This is a genomic window from Rhodococcus sp. NBC_00294, from assembly GCF_036163995.1.
Lineage (GTDB): Bacteria > Actinomycetota > Actinomycetes > Mycobacteriales > Mycobacteriaceae > Rhodococcoides.
In genome coordinates this window covers 2,826,409-2,843,188 of record NZ_CP108043.1, presented here as the reverse complement: position 1 = coordinate 2,843,188, position 16,780 = coordinate 2,826,409, and the positions used below count along the sequence as shown (strand labels likewise).

At 68.9% G+C, this 16,780-nt stretch carries 16 protein-coding genes; 8 read left to right on the top strand and 8 right to left on the bottom strand.

Annotation, left to right across the window (positions count from 1 at the left end; translation table 11 throughout):
• The first annotated feature begins 103 nt into the window (after nt 1–103).
• Nucleotides 104–520 carry a helix-turn-helix domain-containing protein gene (locus OHB23_RS13340; protein ID WP_027505065.1) on the top strand — a complete coding sequence of 139 codons (417 nt, stop codon included), beginning with the start codon at nt 104–106 and terminating at the stop codon, nt 518–520.
• Here OHB23_RS13340 and OHB23_RS13335 read toward each other — a convergent pair.
• The 5 genes from OHB23_RS13335 to mqo all read right to left on the bottom strand — a co-directional run bounded on the left by OHB23_RS13335 (nt 493) and on the right by mqo (nt 6,704).
• Complete coding sequence (locus OHB23_RS13335) at nt 493–1,905, bottom strand: cobyrinate a,c-diamide synthase (RefSeq protein WP_328809694.1); 1,413 nt, start codon at nt 1,903–1,905, stop codon at nt 493–495. The genes OHB23_RS13340 and OHB23_RS13335 overlap by 28 nt on opposite strands.
• Complete coding sequence (cobO, locus tag OHB23_RS13330; protein WP_027505063.1) at nt 1,899–2,519, bottom strand: cob(I)yrinic acid a,c-diamide adenosyltransferase; 621 nt, start codon at nt 2,517–2,519, stop codon at nt 1,899–1,901. Before cobO ends, OHB23_RS13335 begins: the two co-directional genes overlap by 7 nt.
• Nucleotides 2,520–2,530: 11 nt before the next feature.
• Nucleotides 2,531–4,429 (bottom strand): VWA domain-containing protein, encoded by a 1,899-nt coding sequence (locus tag OHB23_RS13325; protein ID WP_328809693.1) that lies wholly within the window; start codon nt 4,427–4,429, stop codon nt 2,531–2,533.
• Nucleotides 4,430–4,646: 217 nt separating this feature from the next.
• On the bottom strand, nt 4,647–5,132 hold the full coding sequence (locus tag OHB23_RS13320; RefSeq protein WP_027505061.1) for a GNAT family N-acetyltransferase: 486 nt from the start codon (nt 5,130–5,132) through the stop codon (nt 4,647–4,649).
• Between the two features lie 12 nt (nt 5,133–5,144).
• The gene (mqo, locus tag OHB23_RS13315) at nt 5,145–6,704 is read right to left on the bottom strand and encodes a malate dehydrogenase (quinone) (RefSeq protein WP_081821172.1); all 1,560 of its coding nucleotides are present in this window, start codon (nt 6,702–6,704) and stop codon (nt 5,145–5,147) included.
• Nucleotides 6,705–6,862: 158 nt separating this feature from the next.
• Here mqo and OHB23_RS13310 point away from each other — a divergent pair, with 158 nt between their 5' ends.
• From OHB23_RS13310 to OHB23_RS13295, 4 genes are all read left to right on the top strand, one after another.
• The gene (locus OHB23_RS13310) at nt 6,863–7,903 is read left to right on the top strand and encodes an alpha/beta hydrolase (protein ID WP_328809692.1); all 1,041 of its coding nucleotides are present in this window, start codon (nt 6,863–6,865) and stop codon (nt 7,901–7,903) included.
• A complete protein-coding gene (gene mtr, locus OHB23_RS13305) occupies nt 7,900–9,309 on the top strand; it encodes a mycothione reductase (protein WP_328809691.1) in 1,410 nt (469 codons plus the stop codon). The genes OHB23_RS13310 and mtr overlap by 4 nt, the downstream gene beginning before the upstream one ends.
• 12 nt (nt 9,310–9,321) lie before the next feature.
• Nucleotides 9,322–10,155 (top strand): RCC1 domain-containing protein, encoded by an 834-nt coding sequence (locus OHB23_RS13300; RefSeq protein WP_328809690.1) that lies wholly within the window; start codon nt 9,322–9,324, stop codon nt 10,153–10,155.
• A 92-nt stretch (nt 10,156–10,247) separates the two neighbouring features.
• Nucleotides 10,248–11,690, top strand: coding sequence for an HNH endonuclease signature motif containing protein (locus OHB23_RS13295; protein WP_328809689.1), 1,443 nt, complete (start codon nt 10,248–10,250; stop codon nt 11,688–11,690).
• Here the strand turns inward: OHB23_RS13295 and OHB23_RS13290 are convergent, their stop codons facing one another.
• Nucleotides 11,691–12,233 carry an alpha/beta hydrolase gene (locus OHB23_RS13290; RefSeq protein WP_307092670.1) on the bottom strand — a complete coding sequence of 181 codons (543 nt, stop codon included), beginning with the start codon at nt 12,231–12,233 and terminating at the stop codon, nt 11,691–11,693.
• Nucleotides 12,234–12,358: 125 nt separating this feature from the next.
• Here OHB23_RS13290 and OHB23_RS13285 point away from each other — a divergent pair, with 125 nt between their 5' ends.
• From OHB23_RS13285 to OHB23_RS13275, 3 genes are read left to right on the top strand one after another with little or no spacing between them, the layout of a single operon-like run.
• Complete coding sequence (locus tag OHB23_RS13285) at nt 12,359–12,754, top strand: GntR family transcriptional regulator (protein ID WP_328809688.1); 396 nt, start codon at nt 12,359–12,361, stop codon at nt 12,752–12,754.
• On the top strand, nt 12,751–13,671 hold the full coding sequence (locus OHB23_RS13280; RefSeq protein WP_328809687.1) for an ABC transporter ATP-binding protein: 921 nt from the start codon (nt 12,751–12,753) through the stop codon (nt 13,669–13,671). Before OHB23_RS13285 ends, OHB23_RS13280 begins: the two co-directional genes overlap by 4 nt.
• Entirely contained in the window at nt 13,668–14,396 is a 729-nt protein-coding gene (locus tag OHB23_RS13275) for an ABC transporter permease (protein ID WP_222637699.1), read from the top strand. Before OHB23_RS13280 ends, OHB23_RS13275 begins: the two co-directional genes overlap by 4 nt.
• On the opposite strand, the gene OHB23_RS13270 is transcribed toward OHB23_RS13275, so the two are convergent.
• Nucleotides 14,371–15,906 (bottom strand): cobyric acid synthase, encoded by a 1,536-nt coding sequence (locus OHB23_RS13270; RefSeq protein ID WP_328809686.1) that lies wholly within the window; start codon nt 15,904–15,906, stop codon nt 14,371–14,373. The genes OHB23_RS13275 and OHB23_RS13270 overlap by 26 nt on opposite strands.
• Complete coding sequence (gene map / locus OHB23_RS13265; protein WP_222645338.1) at nt 15,903–16,760, bottom strand: type I methionyl aminopeptidase; 858 nt, start codon at nt 16,758–16,760, stop codon at nt 15,903–15,905. Before map ends, OHB23_RS13270 begins: the two co-directional genes overlap by 4 nt.
• Nucleotides 16,761–16,780: the final 20 nt, after the last annotated feature.

The following is a 16,780-nucleotide window of genomic DNA, read 5'->3' as shown; positions in this document are numbered from 1 at the left end:
ACCTGTCGGAAAAGTCTCCCGACGACATGTCCGGGAAAAGCCGCCACGGGGCACGTAGATGTCCCAATTGACGTGTGCGACAGGGGATGTTTACGTTGTTTGGATGACTGTGCGGATGTATTCGGTCGACGATGTCGCCGACATGCTGGGGCTGCACGTGCGCACCGTCCGCGGCTACGTGCGGTCCGGGCGCCTTCCCGCCGTCCGCATCGGCAAGCAGTACCGCATCTCCGGCGAGGACCTCGAGACGTTCACCGGGCAGGCCGCCTCCACACTGCGCACCGAGCATCGCGTCGAGGTCACCTCGATCGTCGACATCGACACCGTCGACCGCGAGACCGCGGATCGGCTGACCGCACTGCTCGCGAGAGCCACCGGGGACGCGCGTCCCGACAGTGAACCGTTGCGCGTCAACACCGCCTACGACGCGCAACGCGACCGGCTCAAGGTCGTCGTCCTCGGCGCCCCGCGGGAGGTGTCACGGCTCCTGGACTACCTGGAGGGACTGCTCGCGGCGTGATCGGTGGACGGCCGGCAGGCCGCCACGAACCGAGCGAATCCCCGGGCCGTCGCGAGCGGATGGGTGTGCAGATACGACGCGTGCACCCGTCCGCCTGCGCCGACGGATCCCTCCTGCACAGTGCTGCCGTCGCGCCGCCAGGCCCACGCGGGTTCGAACGATCCCGACCGGACGACGTGGGTGCGGTGGAATTCGTGGCCGGTGATGCGCTGGCCGACGTCGAACATCACCGACCCCGTCAGCGCCACCGCGTCTCGATAGCCGAGGGTGAGCCTCGACCCGAACTCGACGTCGAGGTCGAGCACTGCCGCCATGCGGTGCCCGTCCAGCGAGGTGGCCAGGTACAGGAGGCCCGCACACTCACCGTGCACCGGCCACCCGTCGTCGGCGAGAGCCCGGATGTCGTGCAGCAGTGGCTCGTTGGCGGCCAGCTCGGCGGCGTGGAGCTCGGGGAAGCCGCCGGGGACGACCAGGCCGGTGGCACCCTCGGGCAACCGGTCGTGGCGCGGATCGAACACCGCCACGTCCGCTCCCGCGGCACGCAGCACCTCCGGTTGCTCGGCGTAGCCGAACGTGAACGCCGGGCCACCGGCGACGGCGACCACCGGACGCGGACCCTCGATCCGCACCCCCACCGCGGCGTCCGGACTCCACGGCTCCGCCGTCGGAACCTGCGCCGTCGCCGCGATGCGAGCGAGAGCGTCGACGTCGACATGGCGCGACACCAGCTCGGTCATCGCCGCGACGGCGTCGACCGCGGCGGAGCCGTGCTCGGCTGCGGTCACCAGGCCGAGGTGACGCGACGGCACCTCGAGCGCGCCGGCGCGAGGCACCGACCCGATCACGGGAACGCCGACCCGGTCGCAGGCCTGTCGCAGCACCGCCTCGTGTCGCTCACTGCCGACCCGGTTCAGGATCACCCCGGCGACGCGGACCGAGGGGTCGTACGTCGAGAACCCGTGGACCAGCGCGCCGATGCTCTGGCTGTGCCCTCGCGAATCCACCACCAGGATCACCGGCGCACCGATCGCGGCGGCGACCGCGGCCGTGGACCCCTCCGCAGCGGGTCCGGTGGCGTGGGGGTCGATGCGACCGTCGAAGAGACCCATGACGCCCTCGACGACCGCGATGTCGCACCCGCTCGCACCCCAGCGCAGCGCGGGCACCATCGCGTCGCGGCCCGTCATGACGGCGTCGAGGTTGCGACCGGGCCGTCCTGCGGCGACGGCGTGGTACCCGGGATCGATGTAGTCCGGGCCGACCTTGAACGGAGCGACCCGCCTGCCGGCGGCGCGCAGTGCGCCCATGATGCCGGTGGCGATGGTGGTCTTTCCGCTGCCGGACGAGGGGGCCGCGATGACGACGGCGGGCAGATCGTTCACCATTCGATGCCGCGCTGACCCTTGCGACCCGCGTCCATGGGGTGCTTGATCTTCGACATCTCGGTGACCAGATCGGCGGCGTCGAGCAGCGCGGTGGGTGCGTTGCGGCCCGTGATGACGACGTGCTGGTTGCCGGGCCGGTCGGTGAGGGTGCGCACCACGTCGTCGACGTCGATCCACCCCCAGTGCAGCGGATAGGTGAACTCGTCGAGGACGTAGAAGCGGTGCCGTTCGTCCCGGATGCGCGCCGCGATCTCCGCCCACCCTTCGCGGGCGTCCTCGGCATGGTCGACCTCGTCGCCGCGCTTGCGCGACCAGGACCATCCCGAGCCCATCTTGTGCCACTCCACGGCGCCGCCGACGCCGGTCTCGTCGTGCAGATCACCGAGGGTGCGGAACACCGACTCCTCGCCGACCTTCCACTTGGCGCTCTTGACGAACTGGAAGACCGCGACGTCGAAGCCCTGGTTCCAGGCGCGCATCGCCATGCCGAACGCGGCGGTGGACTTCCCCTTTCCGGGGCCCGTGTGGACGGCGAGGATGGGGAGGTTGCGACGCTGCCTGGTGGTCAGGCCGTCGTCGGGAACGGTGCCGGGTGCCGGAACTCCCTGTGGCATGGAGAATCTCCTCAGGCTGCGGCCCGGACGACGCCGGCCACGCTCGCCGACGACAGTTCGGGCAGTGAGATGTAGGTGCCGCGCAGGGCGGTCGCGAGGTCACGGGCGAGTCCGAGGCGAACCATGCCGGACTCGCAGTCGACGACCACGGAGGCCACCTTGTCCGCGGCCAGCAGTGCGGCGGCGTGGCGGGCTCGTCCCACCGGATCGGGCCCACCGGTGGCTCGGCCGTCGGTCAGGGTGACGACGAGGGCACGACGCCCCGGCTCCCGGACCCGCTCACGTGCGACGACGTCGCGTGTCGTCAGGAAGCCCGACGCGAGCGGCGTTCTGCCACCGGTGCGTACGTCGCGGAGTCGGGTGACGGCGACGTCCACCGACCGGGTCGGCGGGAGGATCACCTCCGCGTCGCTGCCCCGCACCGAGACGACGGCGACGCGGTCGCGGCGTCGGTAGGCGTCGCGCAGCAACGACACGACGGCACCGGTGACCGCAGACAGGCGGTCGCGCGCCGCCATCGAGCCGGAGGCGTCGACGACGAAGACGATCAGATTGCCTTCGCGCCCTTCGCGATCGACGCCGCGCAGATCACCGCCCGCGATGGACAACCGGCCGGACTCGGCCGCTCCCCTGCGCTCCGCGGCACGCATCAGAGTGCCGACGAGATGGAGTGAGCCGCCGGTGAAGTCGGTCGCACGCACGACACGACCCGAGGACACCCGCGCGCGTGAGCGACGGCCGGGTGCGCCGTCGCCGACACCGTCGATCTGCAGGAGCCGGGCATCGAAGCCGTCCCCGGACGCGGCGGTTCCGGAGCTGCCACCGGTCGACGGCCGCGGGGGCGGTTCGTCGGCCGACGGTGCATCGTCGGAGCTCGACTGTTCGGGAGCACCGTCCTCGGCAGCGGGATCGGGTGCGCCGCCGCCGTCCGGGTCGGGATCGGGATCGGGCTCCGGTTCCGAACGTCGCACGTCCTCGTCCGCCTGCGACATCGCGTCGTCCAGCTCGCCGTCCGCGAGTCCGGGAGCATCGAACGGATCGCGCCGACGCCGATGGGGCAACGCCAGTTCGACGGCGACGCGCACGTCGTCCTCGGTCACCGTGGTGCCGCCCCGCCACGCGGCGTGAGCGGTCGCGGTGCGCGCGACGACGAGGTCACCGCGCATCCCGTCGACGTCGAAGGCCGCACACACGGCCGCGATACGACGCAGTTCCGAGTCGGGCAGCTCGACGTCGGCGACACGGTCCCGCGCACCGGCGATGCGGGCCGCGATCTCCGCGTCGGCGTCGGCATGCGCCTCGGCGAACGCGACGGCGTCGCGTTCGTAGTCGAGTCGGCGACGGACGACCGTCATCCGCGTGTCGACATCGCGGGAGGCGGAGACGTCCACGGCGAGGCCGAAGCGATCGAGCAGCTGCGGGCGCAGCTCCCCCTCCTCGGGGTTCATGGTGCCGACGAGCACGAAGGTCGACGGGTAGGAGTGCGAGATACCGTCCCGCTCCACGTGTACCCGGCCCATGGCTGCCGCGTCGAGCAGCAGATCGACGAGATGGTCGTGGAGAAGGTTGACCTCGTCGACGTACAGCAGGCCACGGTCCGCTGCCGCGAGCAGGCCGGGGGTGAAGGCGCGTTCGCCGTCACGGACGATGCGCTCGAAGTCGATGGACCCGACGACGCGGTCCTCGGTCGCACCGACGGGCAGTTCGACGAGCCGAGCGGGCCGGGTGCCCGCCGAGTCCGTGACGGGAGGCATCAGCGCCGTCAGCGCACGCACGGCGGTCGATTTCGCCGTGCCCTTCTCACCGCGTACGAGCACGCCGCCGATGCCGGGGTGAACGGCACAGAGTGAGAGCGCCAACAGCAGTCGGTCCTGACCGACGATGGCAGAGAACGGATATCCGGGATTCACGCGTGTGGTCCTGTTCGACCTCGGTGACCGCGCCGAGGAGTCGAGACGATGCTGCGCGTGGTCTCCTCACGCAGCAGTGACACGAACGCTCGGCGATCTGGCTCCGTGATCCGACCTCCTGAAGAAGGCCGGACCACGTCACAGTGGCGGGACCGCGCCCGAGTCACACGGGCTTCTCCGAGACGTTCGTCGGTTGTTCAGTGTCGGTGCAGGCGAGTCAGTTCTTGTCGCCTTCGCTCCAGGGACTGCCGCCGCCGCGCCGCATGGGCGTGTGCGGGATGCCGTCCTCGAGAACTTCCTGGCCGTCCGGGTAGAAGCCGTGCTTTGCGTACATCTCCACCAGGTAGCTCTGCGCGTTGATGCGGCACGGGGACGACCCGACCTCCGCGAGCGCAGCCCGCAGCAGACGCGTGGTGTGGCCCTGCCCGCGCGAGGAGCGGTGGGTGCACAGGCGCCCGATGCGGAACGACTTCTCGCCGTCGTCGTGCTCCTCGAGGAGACGCAGTGTGCAGACCACGCTGCCGTCGCGCTCGAGCCAGAAGTGGCGGGTGTCGGAGAGCAGGTCCTTACCGTCGAGCTCGGGGTAGGCGCAGGCTTGCTCCACCACGAACACCTCCACGCGCAGCTTGAGCAGCTCGTAGAGGGTCTCGTTCGACAGGTCGAGTGCCCAGGATCGCTTGAGTGTTGCAGTCGCCGTCGTCATGTGATGGTGGTATCACACAGTTCCGGAGTGCGCGACCTGCCGGCCGGTGGCCGAGGTCGTGTCGAGCTGCAGCACTCGCGTGGTGTGCGACCAGATCTCGTCGAACAGACGCGGGTTCTCGGCCAGCTTGGTGCCCAGGGACGGAACCATGTCCTTGAGGGTCGGCTCCCACGAGCTGTACCTGTCGGAGAAGCAGCGCTTCAGCACGTCCAGCATCGCCGGCACGGCGGTGGACGCGCCGGGTGACGCCCCGAGCAGGCCCGCGATGGTGCCGTCGCCCGCGTTGATCACGGCGGTGCCGAACTCGAGCACGCCGCCGCGACCCTTGCGACGGATCACCTGGACTCGCTGTCCGGCGGTGACCAGCTCGAAGTCCTTGCCTTGAGCGGACGGCATGAACTCCCGCAGCGTCTCCACGCGGTCGGTCTCGGACTGCAGCAGCTCGGTGACGAGGTACTTGGTGAGGGCCATCTCGGTGACACCGACACCGAGCATCGAGAACAGGTTGTTCGGCTTGACCGAGTTGACGAGATCGGTCATCTTGCCCTGCTTGAGGAACTTGGGCGACCAGCCGGCGTACGGCCCGAACAGGAGCCCGGGCTTGCCACCGATGACGCGGGTGTCGAGGTGCGGCACCGACATCGGGGGCGCACCGACCGAGGCCTTGCCGTACACCTTGGCGGAGTGCTGCTCGACGAGCTCGGGAGTGGTGCACCGCAGCCACTCACCGCTGACGGGGAAACCGCCGAAGCCCTTGGCCTCCGCGATGCCCGACTTCTGCAGGAGGTGCAGGGCGCCGCCGCCCGCGCCGACGAAGACGAACTTGGTGACGATCTTGCGCGTGACGCCCGTCCGCCCGTTGTAGACCTTGACGGTCCAGGTGCCGTCGGAGTTCTTGGACAGGTCGCGGACCTCGTGCCCGAAGTTGACTGACGCGCCCTCCACCGCGAGGTGGTTGAGGAGCTGCTTGGTCAGTGCGCCGAAGTCGACGTCCGTGCCGCCGTCGGACCAGTTGAGCGCGATCGGATCACTGAAGTCGCGCCCCTTCGCCATCAGCGGGAGGCGACGGGCGAACTCGGTCTCGTCGTCGATGTACTCCATACCGGGGAACAGCGGGTTGCCCGAGAGCGCGTCGTACCGCGCACGCAGATACTTCACGTTGTCCTCGCCGTGCACGAAGCTGACGTGCGGGATGGGGTTGATGAAGTTCTTGGGGTCGGCGAGCACGCCGGCCTCCAGCGCGTGCGACCACCACTGCCGCGAGACCTGGAACTGCTCGTTGACGTTCAGCGCCTTGCTGATGTCGACGGAGCCGTCCTTGCCCTGCGGGGTGTAGTTGAGCTCGCAGAGGGCGGAGTGGCCCGTACCGGCGTTGTTCCACGGGTCGCTGCTCTCCGCGGCCGCGGCGTCGAGACGCTCGAAGACGGAGATGGACCAGGTGGGCTCGACCTGACGGAGGAGCGTGCCCAGCGTGGCACTCATGATGCCCGCGCCGATCAGGACGACGTCGGTCCTCTCCACCTTCGATCCCGACTTGGTGCCGGACTGACTGTTCTGATCGTGTTCGCCCACTGCTGGATCGACTTCCTTCGTCCATCGGCACTCCCGGCAGGGAGTGCGGTGCGGATGCTGCTGTCCGCGGCGCCGTGCCGCGTCACCGCGACAGTCACCGTCTCTGTACCCGATTGTGCCCCTCGCCACCCCTGCGAAGCGGCCATTACTGTGTGAGTGTGACTACATGGGCGCCCGATGTACTCGGTGACGATTACGAGCAACTGACCATACCGCTCGGCTCCGACCCGGACGGCGAGGGCGAGGTGCGGGCCACTCTCGTGCGCCTGACGCGGTCCGTGACGGGTTCCGCGACGCTGAAGGGCGCAGTTCTCTACGTGCACGGTTTCACCGACTACTTCTTCCAGCGCCATCTGGCCGAGCACTTCGCCGATCTGGGACACGCGTTCTACGCACTCGATCTGCGCAAGTGCGGACGCTCCATCGGCGAGGGGCAGTCGCCGCACTTCGTGTCCGACCTGGCGCTGTACGACGAGGAACTCGACCGGGCGCTGGCGATCGTGCGCGAGGAGACGGGCGCCGAGGTCCTGATGGCGGCGCACTCGACGGGCGGCCTCATCGTCCCGCTGTGGCTCGATCGTCTCGAACGCACCCGAGGGGGCGCCGCTGCCGCCGGCATCTCCGGTCTGGTGCTGAACAGTCCGTGGTTCGACCTCCAGGGCCCGCCTCTCGTGCGCAGTGTCGGAACCGTCGCGATCGGTGTCCTGGGCCGCGTCGCTCCCCTGCGCGCGTTGCCGGGCCAGGGTCTGGACACCTACGGACTCTCCATCAGCTCGGGTGGCAACGGCGAGTGGGACTACGACCTGTCGTGGAAACCGTTGGCAGGCTTCCCCATCAAGCTCGGCTGGATCCGCGCGGTCCGTCGCGGCCACGCGGAACTGCACCGGGGACTCGACATCGGCGTACCGTCCCTGATCCTGCGTTCCAAGGTCACCCGCTTCTCCAAGACCTACGTGCCGGACGTCGACGCCGCGGACGCCGTTCTCGACGTCCGACAGATCGCGCGGTGGGCGGGATGCCTGGGCAACCGCACGACGATCGTGCCGATCGAGGGCGCCCGCCACGACGTCTTCCTCTCCACACCCGAGCCGCTGGAACGCGCCTTCGCCGAGATGGACGACTGGCTGCGGCACCGCGGCAGCGGGTTGTCCGACGCGCCCTCGGGCGGCGACCACGCAGAACTGGCGACCGGATCGTGAGCGCCACGGCGGACACCGGGTCCGATGTCCAGCATTTCGACCTCGCGATCATCGGAACCGGTTCCGGCAACTCGATTCTCGACGAGCGCTTCGACGGGTTGACAGTCGCGATGTTCGAGGAGTCCATCTTCGGCGGCACCTGCATCAACGTGGGATGCATCCCGACGAAGATGTTCGTCTACGCGGCGGAGGTGGCCCGCGCTGTCACCACTGCGTCGAAGTACGGCATCGACGCCCACATCGACAAGGTGCGGTGGACCGACATCGTGGACCGCGTCTTCGGCCGGATCGACCCCATCGCGGACGGCGGGGAGAAGTACCGCCGCGAAGGTTCGCCCAACGTGACGCTGTTCAGCAGCCACGCGCGCTTCGTCGGACCGCGCCGTATCGACACCGGTGACGGCCGTGTCGTCACCGCCGACAAGGTCGTCGTCGCGAGCGGCTCGCGTGCCACCGTCCCCGATTTCATCCGCGACAGTGGCGTCACGTTCCACACCAACGACGACATCATGCGGCTGCCGTCCCTTCCGGAGCGGCTGATCGTGCTCGGGTCGGGCTACATCGCCGCCGAGTTCGCGCACGTGTTCTCGGCCCTCGGCTCGCACGTGACGGTCCTGGCGCGCAAGGAGCGCCTCCTCCGCAAGTCGGATCTCGAGATCTCGCAGCAGTTCACCACGCTCGCGCAAGACAAGTGGGACGTCCGACTCTCGGTCGATGCCACCGGTGTCCGTCAGGACGGCGACGACGTCGTGGTGTCCCTGTCGGACGGCACCGAGGTACGCGGGGACGCGCTGCTGGTGGCGATCGGTCGCGCTCCCAACGCCGATCAGCTCGGCGCCGACGAGGCGGGCATCGACCTGCACGACGACGGCCGCATCGCGGTCGACGAGTTCGGCCGCACGTCGGCCGAGGGCGTCTTCGCACTCGGCGACGTCTCGTCGCCGTACCAGCTCAAGCACGTCGCCAATGCCGAGGCGCGTGTGGTGCAGGAGAACGTCCTTCAGCCGTCGTGGGCCGACACGACGGGGTGGAAGCGCTTCGATCACCGCTACGTCCCGTCCGCGGTGTTCACCGATCCGATGATCGCCGAGGTGGGGCTCACCGAGCAGGAGGCTCGTGACCAGGGATACGACATCGCGGTCAAGGTCCAGAAGTACGCCGACGTCGCGTACGGCTGGGCGATGGAGGACGACGAGGGTCTCTGCAAGGTGATCGCCGACCGCGCGACCGGCCGTCTGCTGGGCGCGCACATCATCGGTGAGCAGGCGCCGACCGTGATCCAACCGCTGATCCAGGCCCTCACGTTCGGGCAGTCCGTCCGCGACGTCGCACGGGGCCAGTACTGGATCCACCCGGCACTGCCCGAGGTGGTCGAGAACGCGCTCCTCGGACTCGATCTCGACTGAATCGGACGCCGGGTGCGACAACACGCGGATGTCCTCGCCGCGGGACGTCGCCACTCCGTCGGACTGTGCGCCGACGGCTCGGTCACTCTCGCGGGTGACGTGACGGGTCACCGCGTCGAGGAATGGTCCGACGTGGTGGCCGTGGCCGCAGGGAACGTGCACACCGCTCGCAACACCGGACAGTCGCACACCGTGGGGCTGCGAGCCGACGGCTCTGTCGTGGCGACCGGCTGGAACGCGCACGGACAGTGCGACGTCACCGACTGGTCGCACATCGTGGGCGTTGCGGCGGGGTGGCGACGCACACTGGGTGTGGCTGCAGACGGCACCGTCAGGGCCGCAGGTCGCACCGACGAGGGTGCGTGTGAGGTGTCGTCGTGGGCCGGTGTCGTGGCGGTCGCTGCCGGGGACTGGCACTCCGTCGGACTGCGCTCGGACGGAACCGTGATCGCGGCAGGCACCGATTCGCGAGGTCAGTGTTCGGTGACAGAGTGGACGAACGTGCGGTCGGTCGCGGCGGGCCATCTCCATTCCGTCGCTCTGACCGTCGACGGAAGAGTGGCGATCGTCGGCGCGAGCGGTGGGAATGCGAACGACTGGGTCGGCGTCGTCGCCGTATCGGCCGGCAGTCGGCACACAGTGGGTCTGCTCGACGACGGTCACGTGGTCGCGGCGGGATACGACGATCGAGGTCAGTGCGATGTCGCGTCGTGGCGAGACATCGTCGCAGTGGCGGCCGGGCCGACGCACACCCTCGGGCTGAGGTCGGACGGCACCGTGATCGCGGCGGGCAACGGCGATGACGGGCAGTGCGACGTAGAAGACTGGCGTGTCCGTCTGGCGTGACATTCCTGGCCCGGAGTGTGTCGGTGGGGTGAGCTACCGTCTGATCTGGCGTCGGGGGGCGCTGCGTTCGGACGTCACCGGGGGGTGAATCGATGTACGAGACAACACTGTCGGTGGACCAGCTGACGGCTGCCAAGAGTGATGCTCAGGCCGCTCTGGCGCTTTCAGTCAGGGCGTCGTGTGCGTACGTGCAGGAGTCGTCGCGCCGGCCGGCGGTGCTCGGTCCGGGTGGGGTGTTCGACGCCGAGGCTGCTGAGACCTGTGCGGTGGCGGAGGTCGCGGCGGCGTTGTCGGTGTCGACGCGCACGGTGACCGAGTGGCTGTTCCTGACCCGCACCGCGCATCCTGCGGTGGCGGAGGCGTTCGATGCGGGCCGGTTGTCGTATGCGTCGTTCCGGACGGTGTGCCGGTCGGTGGCCGGGGTTCCGAACGCCACCGAAGCGCTGCTGCAGCGTGTGATCGCTGCCGCGTCGAGGTGCACTCCCGGTGCGGTGGCAGCGGCGGTCGATCGGATTCTCGCGGAGTTCGACGCGGAGTGGCACCGCATCGCTCGGGAGCGCGCGACGACGGAACGGTACGTCTCGGTCAGGAAGCTGGCGCGAGGTCAAGCCGAGCTGAAGGTTCGTGGCCCCGCAGAGCAGATCGCCGGGATGAAGCGGGCCATCGTCGAGGCGGCCCGAGGGGTGACCGATCCGAGTTCGCTGCCGGCGCGGTTGTTCGACGCTGCGCATGCGATCATCACCGGCACACCTCTGCCGTGCGACTGCGTTGACGAGAGTTGCGCCCACGCGCCGTCGCCGGCCGCACCGGCCCATCATGCCGTCATCGTCCTCGACGCCGCCACGGCGGCGGGGTTGGCAGGGGAACCCGGTCACCTCGTCGGCTGGGGTCCGGTTCCTGCGGACACTGCACGGAGGATCGCCGGGGATGCGACGTGGCAAGCACTCATCACCGCAGCCCGCGGAACTGAACCGCGGGCGGGATGCAGCTGCCGTTGCCCGGAGCACGACCCACCCACCGTCCCCGACCCGCCTGTGCCGATCACGGGTCGGGAAGTCCGCCGCACCCGCCGTATGCCCGCAGGCTGGACACCGACCGCGGGGAAGCTGGGCAGCACGACAGCCCGCAAAGCCAGGGAGCAGGTCGACTGTCTCCGCGCGCTCCCACCATCGGCGCTGGACCGCGCCGTAGCCGACCCCGACGGCCACGGTGGCTTCGCCGTACCCCCGGCCGGGGCGTTGACCTACCGGCCGTCCGAGGCGATCGCGTCGCTGGTGACAGCCCTGTATCCGACGTGCGTCCATCCGGGGTGTGCTGTGCCCAGCGAGGACTGCGACCTCGATCACGTCGTCCCGTTCGACCACACCGACCCCCGGAGAGCCGGATGGACGGTCGCCGCCAACCTTCAACCCCTGTGCCGCCGGCATCACGGGTTGAAGACACGGGGGCAGTGGCATTACCGGAAGCTTCGCAACGGCATCGTTCACATCCGCGACTCGCAGGGGAACGACTACCTCACCGCGCCCGGCGAATGATCACCAGGCGCTGGTGCGCATCACGATCTCGGTGGCCAGTGCTGCGGCCGCGGCGTCCGGGGTCGACGAGTCGAGCGTGACGACGCGGTAGTCGCCGTAGACGTAGCGGCTCGTCGCGGATGCCTCCTCCGCAAAGGTGGGGTCCACGACCACCATCGTCGTACGCAACTCGACTGCCGGGCAACCGGAGTCGTCACGAACAGCCGGGTGACCCCGGTCGATGACGACCAGGCTCGACACGCGCCCGAACGTGCGGGCGGCGAGCGACCAGGCGCGGTCGGCGCCCTCTCCCCTGCCGACCAGATTGACCCACGGCAACCCGAGAGCATCGAGCAGCGCCACGAGATCGGTGTCGTTCGGACTCACGCCGGGCTCGAGCGTGACAGTGCGCAGATCCGATGTCGTCAGCCGCGCCGCCGTGTCGTCGAAGACGTCTGCGCCGTCGTCGTCGGCCGGGAGCAACAGCACCGCGTGGCCACTGTCCGGCCCGTCGATTCGCACGGTCAGATCGCCGGAGGGCAGGGAGACGGTCTGCTGCTGCATGGGACCCGACGCTACCCGACCCTGCACGTTCGCAGCCCTTGCCACGACCGAGCCGAAGGTTGTACGGTTCATTACATGAGTAATGAACCAATGAGGCTGCGGCACCTCCGGGCGCGGTGGTCCCGGTGATGGACGACGGCCGGCCGATCTTCCTGCAGATCGCCGAGATGATCGAGAACTCGATCATCGACGGTTCGCTCGCCGAGGAGAGCCAGGTTCCCTCGACCAACGAGCTGGCAGCCTTCCACCGCATTAACCCCGCCACCGCAGGCAAGGGCCTGAACCATCTGGTCACGGCCGGAATTCTCCACAAGAAGCGAGGAATCGGAATGTTCGTCACCTCGGGCGCACGAGATGCGCTCCGCTTCCGTCGGCGCGAGGGCTTCGCCGAGCAGTACGTTCGGCCGCTCGTGGCCGAGGCACGCAAACTCGGCCTCGGCACCGCCGAACTCCAGGACATGATCGACGCCCAGTCGCGAGCGTCGACTGTCGATTCCGTGACCATGGAGGCACGGCGATGACCGCGGCAGTGGCGACCGTCCGCGGTGTCACCAAGACCTTCGGCGACGTCGCCGCACTCGAGGACGTCACCTTCGAGTTGCAGGAGCACCGCATCCACGGACTGTTGGGGCGCAACGGCGCCGGCAAGACGACGATGATGCAGATCCTCACCGGTCAGACGTGGCAGGACGGCGGTGACGTGACAGTGTTCGGCGCCCGCCCGTACGAGAATGCGACCGTCCTGCGCGACGTCTGCTTCGTCAAGGAGAGCCAGAAGTACCCCGAGGACTTCACGGTCCGCCAGGTCCTGTCGTCCGCGGCGATGTTGATGCGTGACTGGGACGAAGACCTTGCCCGTCGACTGACCGACGACTTCGACCTCCCCCGTGGGCGCAAGGTGAAGAAGCTCTCTCGCGGCATGACGTCGGCGCTCGGCATTGTGGTGGGTCTGGCATCTCGCGCGCCGTTGACGTTGTTCGACGAGCCGTACCTCGGTCTCGACGCGGTGGCCCGGCAGATGTTCTACGACCACCTGCTCGCGGATTTCGCGGACCACCCGCGAACCGTCGTGCTGTCGACCCATCTCATCGACGAGGTCAGCGACCTCATCGACCGTGTCGTCGTCATCAGCGACGGCACCGTCGTGGTCGATGATGATGCGGAGAACCTTCGCGGACGCGCCGTGACCATCGGCGGATCCGCTACCGCCGTCGAGCGACTCGTGGCGGATCACGCTGTGCTGCATCGTGAGTCGTTCGGATCGATGGCCCGCACCACCGTACTGGGGCCCCTCGGCGACGCCGACCTCGTCCGGGCCGCTGCCGACGGGCTCGGCATCGAACCCGTGTCGTTGCAACAGTTCGTCGTCCACTGCACCGCACGCGGTCGGACCGCGCTGCCCGCCATGTCCGACACCCGAGAGGACGTCCCGTCATGACCACCGCGCTCGACACCCCCGCCGCCCCCGCTCGCGATCGCATCGTCTCCGTGATGCGCGTCCACACCCACTACCGGACGCTCGCCTTCGCGTGGCCGCTCGGCATCCTGGCCGTCATCGTCGGTATCACCTGGGCCGTTCTCTCCCTGGTCCCCGATGGCAGCATGTCGATCAAGACCGGCGGGGCGACCTTCGTCTTCATCTTCGGCCTGACTCTGTTCGCTCAGATCCTCACGCAGGTGTTTCCCTTCACTCTCGGGCTGGGCGTGACACGGAGAGAGTTCTTCGCCGCCACCGTCGCGGTCGCCGTCGTTCATGCCCTGATATTCGGGATCGGCCTGTTCGCACTCTCCCTGGTGGAGTCGGCGACCGACGGCTTCGGTGTGCGCATGCAGACGTTCTCTCTGGCAACACCTCTCGCGGGCAGTGCCGCCATCGAACTGTTCTTCCTCATCGCGGCGTTCCTGATGTGCAACCTCATCGGCATGCTGGCCGGCGCGATCTACGTGCGGTGGCGGGTGACAGGCATCTGGACGGCTGTGCTGGCCGAAGCTGTTCTGATCGGCGCCGTGATCTTCGTCGTAACCTGGCAGGGGTGGTGGGGCGCGGTCATCGAGACCGTCGCCGACGCACCGCGGCTGCTGACCATGGTGCTGCTGCCACTCCTCGTCGCGTCCGCGGCCGGTCTGGGAACACGCGTCATTCTGCGGCGGACGACTGCGTGACGCGCAGTTCGGGCAGGGCGGGAGCGCCCTCGGCGACGAGCGTGAGAAGCGCATCGATGTCGAAGGAGCTCTCCATGAGGTCGGCCAACAGATCCACCTGGGCGGTGCGCATCGCGTCGACATCGGTGTCCGGGGCCACCACGAAACCGGTGCGGCCGGCCTGCTCCGCCACCTCCGTGAGGAAGGCCCGACGAAAGTCGTCGTTCTCCAGGAGGCCGTGCCAGTGGGTGCCGCGCACCCGTCCACGAACGCTGCCCTCGGGTTCGTCACCGGTGCCCGTGAACCAGGGCTCGTCGCCGCTTCGGGTCACCCGGCCGTGGTGGATCTCGTAGCCGGTCACGGGGACCGCGCCGACATGCCCGCTGACCCGGGAGAGCACCTTGTCCGCAGCGAATGCGATGTCGAGGTCCAGGAGGCCGAGCCCCTGCACCTGCCCGGCACCCGACTCCACGGCGTCGGTGATCGTTCTCCCCAGCATCTGGTAACCGCCGCAGATCCCGAGGACCGGAGCACCGCGAGCCACGCGCCGCGCCAGCTCGTCTGCGATACCGGTGCCACGAAGCCAGTCCAGGTCCTGGACCGTGGCCTTGGAGCCGGGGAGCACCACCAGATCGGCATCTGCCAGTCGGGAGGCCTCGGTCGCCCAGTGCACCGTCACCCCCGGTTCGCACGCCAGGGCCTCGACGTCGGTGGAGTTCGAGATACGCGGTAACCGCACGGCGGCGACGCGGAGCCACTGCGATCCGATCGGAGGAGCGGGCCGGCCCAGCGGTGCGTCGGCCACGGTCCCGAGGGAGTCCTCGGCGTCGAGCCACAACTCGTCGCTGAACGGAACGATGCCCAACGTCGGTCGGCCCGTGAGAGCCTCGAGGGTGTCGAGTCCCGGTTGCAGCAGCGCGGGATCGCCGCGGAACTTGTTCACGACGAACCCCGCGATCAGTGCCTGATCCGCCGCGTCGAGCACGGCCAGAGTGCCGAAGAAGTGGGCCAGCACTCCCCCGCGATCGATGTCGCCCACGACGATCACGGGAAGGCTCGCAGCGCGCGCCAGTCCCATGTTCGCCAGATCGGTGGCCCGCAGGTTGATCTCGGCGGGTGATCCGGCGCCCTCGCAGATCACCACGTCGAAGTCGGCCCGCAGAGCGTCGAGTTCCTCCGCCACGACCGAGCGCAGATGCTGTCGGTGCGTCATGTAGTCGGCGGCGCCCACGGTGCCGGTGGCCCGGCCGCGAACAACCAGTTGCGACGTCCTGTCCCCGCCCGGCTTCAGCAGTATCGGATTGAACCGCACGCTGGGCTCGAGACCGCATGCCCGGGCCTGCAGTGCCTGCGCACGACCGATCTCCCCGCCGTCCAACGTGACGACGGAGTTGTTGGACATGTTCTGCGCCTTGAACGGCGCCACCCTCACACCGCGTCGAGCGAGGAGGCGGCACAACCCCGCCACGACGACACTCTTGCCCGCGTCCGAGGTGGTTCCCGCGACCAGAATGGCGCCGCGAAGGGTCAAGGGAGGGTGAGGATCTCGGCGCCCGTCTCCGTGACGACGAGAGTGTGCTCGAACTGGGCGGTCCAGGATCGGTCCCGCGTGACGACGGTCCAGCCATCGTTCCACTGGTCCCAGTCGATGCCGCCGAGGGTGATCATCGGCTCGATGGTGAAGACCATCCCGGGCTCCAGCACCGTCTCGACGGTGGGCTCGTCGTAGTGCAGCACCACCAGGCCGTTGTGGAAGGTGGTGCCGATGCCGTGGCCGGTGAAGTCCCGGACGACGCCGTACCCGAAACGATCGGCGTACGCCTCGATGACCCGTCCGACGACGTTCAGAGCGCGACCCGGCTTGACCGCCTTGATCGCCCGCATGGTGGCCTCGTGGGTGCGCTCCACGAGCAGGCGCGCTTCCTCGGAGACGTCCCCGGCGAGGAAGGTGGCGTTCGTGTCACCGTGCACCCCGTCGATGTACGCCGTGACGTCGATGTTGACGATGTCGCCGTCCTGCACGACCGTCGAATCGGGGATGCCGTGGCAGATGACCTCGTTGAGCGAGGTGCAGCAGGACTTCGGAAAACCCTTGTAGCCCAACGTCGACGGGTACGCGCCGTGGTCGACCATGTACTCGTGGGCGATACGGTCGAGTCGGTCCGTCGTGACGCCCGGCTCGACGGCCTTTCCGGCCTCCTGCAGTGCCTGCGCGGCGATGCGGCTCGCCAGACGCATCTTCTGGATGGTCTCCGGGGTCTGCACCCACGGCTCGTGGCCTTCGCGCGCAGTCTTCTTCCACGCGTACTCGGGGCGCTCGACGGACTTGGGAACATCGAGAACGGGTGAGACGGTGCCGGGTTCGAGAACGGTGCGGACGGACATGGCACCAGCGTAGTCGCCGC

What these genes read in the sequence shown, in the direction of transcription:
- OHB23_RS13320 (WP_027505061.1), bottom strand. Translation starts at nt 5,132, where the DNA reads ATGACGACGGCGACTGCAACACTCAAGCGATCCTGGGCACTCGACCTG.
- OHB23_RS13295 (WP_328809689.1), top strand. Translation starts at nt 10,248, where the DNA reads ATGTACGAGACAACACTGTCGGTGGACCAGCTGACGGCTGCCAAGAGT.
- OHB23_RS13280 (WP_328809687.1), top strand. Translation starts at nt 12,751, where the DNA reads ATGACCGCGGCAGTGGCGACCGTCCGCGGTGTCACCAAGACCTTCGGC.
- OHB23_RS13340 (WP_027505065.1), top strand. Translation starts at nt 104, where the DNA reads ATGACTGTGCGGATGTATTCGGTCGACGATGTCGCCGACATGCTGGGG.
- cobO (WP_027505063.1), bottom strand. Translation starts at nt 2,519, where the DNA reads ATGCCACAGGGAGTTCCGGCACCCGGCACCGTTCCCGACGACGGCCTG.
- map (WP_222645338.1), bottom strand. Translation starts at nt 16,760, where the DNA reads ATGTCCGTCCGCACCGTTCTCGAACCCGGCACCGTCTCACCCGTTCTC.
- OHB23_RS13335 (WP_328809694.1), bottom strand. Translation starts at nt 1,905, where the DNA reads ATGGTGAACGATCTGCCCGCCGTCGTCATCGCGGCCCCCTCGTCCGGC.
- OHB23_RS13275 (WP_222637699.1), top strand. Translation starts at nt 13,668, where the DNA reads ATGACCACCGCGCTCGACACCCCCGCCGCCCCCGCTCGCGATCGCATC.
- OHB23_RS13290 (WP_307092670.1), bottom strand. Translation starts at nt 12,233, where the DNA reads ATGCAGCAGCAGACCGTCTCCCTGCCCTCCGGCGATCTGACCGTGCGA.